This is a genomic window from Chitinophaga sp. (genome assembly GCF_035564935.1).
Classification (GTDB): domain Bacteria; phylum Bacteroidota; class Bacteroidia; order Chitinophagales; family Chitinophagaceae; genus Chitinophaga.
In genome coordinates, this window is sequence record NZ_DATMTE010000848.1 from 1 (window position 1) to 1912 (window position 1912).

Consider the following 1912-nt stretch of genomic DNA (forward strand, 5'->3'; position numbering starts at 1 on the left):
TATAATCAGCGTAATCAGTGTTCCAAGACAGAATCCGCGTCCTTGCTGCCGGTGCAGCATTTGCACAATGCTGCACACTGCAACGCCAGGATCATTTATTAAGCGATCAACGGATGTACCATAAGGCCGCCGTCTACATTATATTCTGCACCTGTAATAAATGAGGCATCGTCTGATGCCAGGAAAGTAACGAGGCTGGCAATGTCTTCCGGTTGCCCTAACCTGCCCAGGGGCGTGATGTTGCTGAGATGTGTTCTCGCCTCATCCGGCAGCCCTGCTTTTTCCAGCAGCGGCGTACTGATAATACCCGGGTTTACCGTGTTCACCCGTATTTTCCTGTCCGCCAGTTCCCTTGATAGTGTTCTGCCCAATGAGTTCAGCGCTGCTTTGCTGGCCGATAATACGGCGGCGTTGGGCGTTCCTGTGTATGCGTTCAATGCCGACAACAGTGTGATAGAACCACCCTCATTGATGAGAGGAAGTAATTGCTGTATGGAGAAATAAGCACCTTTGAAGTTAATGTTCATTAATTCATCGTATTGCTCCTCTGTAACCGTTTCAAACGGTGCTAATTTCGCCACACCAGCATTTACAAATAAGGAATCTATTTTCCCGAAACGGCCCTGCAGGTATTCATACAGGCGCCGTATATCACTCATGTCCGACTGATCTGCCTTAAAACCTTCTGCCGGGTGGCCCAGTGCGTGTACGGCCTTTTGTACCGCACCAGGCTTACGGCCTGTTATCAAAACCTTTGCTCCCTTTGCCAGAAATGCCTTTGCTGTTGTATATCCTATTCCGCTGTTACCACCAGTGATAACAATTATCTTATCTTTCAGAGACGACATGAATGATGTTTGTTTGAAAGGTTAACCAATTAATGGATGCGTAATAATTCCTCCGTCGATATTGTATTCTGCACCTGTAATAAAAGATGCGTCGTCTGATGCCAGGAAAGAAACCAGCTTGGCGATTTCTTCCGGCTGCCCGATCCTGCCTATTGGTAACGCCTTAGCTAATTGTTCTTCATTGATCGCTTCTTTTGGAATACCTGCCTTTTCAAGAATGGGGGTAGCTACCGGTCCGGGGTTTACAATATTCACCCGGATCTTCCTGGAAGCCAGCTCCCTTGATAAGGTACGCCCCAGTGAATTGAGGCCAGCTTTGCTGGCGCTGTATACCGATGCTCCCGGCATACCTGCGTACGCATTTACAGACGACAGTAAAATAATGGTGCCTCCCTCGCTGATCAATGGCAGCAGGTGCTGCACGGTGAAGAAGGCGCCCTTCAGGTTAATGTCCATCACTGTATCAAAGGAAGCTTCCGTTACACCTGCAAATGGCTCCATTGCCGCCACGCCTGCATTTACAAACAGGATGTCTATTTTACCATAACGGTCACGTACATACTCCGCCAGTCGCTGTGAATCTTCTATCTTTCCCTGGTCTGCTATAAAACTATCTGCCTTTCCCAACGCTGCTGCGGCCTGCTGTACGGCCTCCGGCTTGCGTCCTGTAATTAATACCTTTGCTCCCTTTGCCAGAAAATCTGCTGCTGTTGCATATCCTATACCGCTGTTACCGCCCGTGATAACCGCCGTTTTATTTTGTAACTGATCCATTCTATTGATTTATTTAAGTTTATCAATGTTTAATCTTCAAAAAAAAGAGAAATTATCTCTTCATCAATCAATTAATTTAAAAGTATCAATATATATAAGTATAAAAAAAGCTGTTGGTTACCCGCCCGGTAGCACCTCAGCCCCTTTGTACTTTATTTAACTCAACTGTAAAAAGAACATCGATAACTGTTTCATCATCTCTTTATTGAGCGTGAGCTCCAGTGATCTTCCATTTTTCACGGAATGCAGTACCCCACTATCAACCAGGATCTTTACATGATGCGACACCG

2 protein-coding genes are annotated in these 1912 nt (G+C 46.2%); both read right to left on the reverse strand.

Features of this window, described 5'->3' with window-relative positions; translation table 11 throughout:
- Positions 1–98: 98 nt before the first annotated feature.
- On the reverse strand, positions 99–848 hold the full coding sequence (locus VN105_RS22240) for a glucose 1-dehydrogenase (protein ID WP_325644340.1): 750 nt from the start codon (positions 846–848) through the stop codon (positions 99–101).
- A 21-nt stretch (positions 849–869) separates the two neighbouring features.
- Positions 870–1622 carry a glucose 1-dehydrogenase gene (locus tag VN105_RS22245; protein WP_325644342.1) on the reverse strand — a complete coding sequence of 251 codons (753 nt, stop codon included), beginning with the start codon at positions 1620–1622 and terminating at the stop codon, positions 870–872.
- Between the last annotated feature and the right edge of the window lie 290 nt (positions 1623–1912).

Coding starts and splice junctions, on each gene's coding strand:
- VN105_RS22240 (WP_325644340.1), bottom strand. CDS start 848: ATGTCGTCTCTGAAAGATAAGATAATTGTTATCACTGGTGGTAACAGC.
- VN105_RS22245 (WP_325644342.1), bottom strand. CDS start 1,622: ATGGATCAGTTACAAAATAAAACGGCGGTTATCACGGGCGGTAACAGC.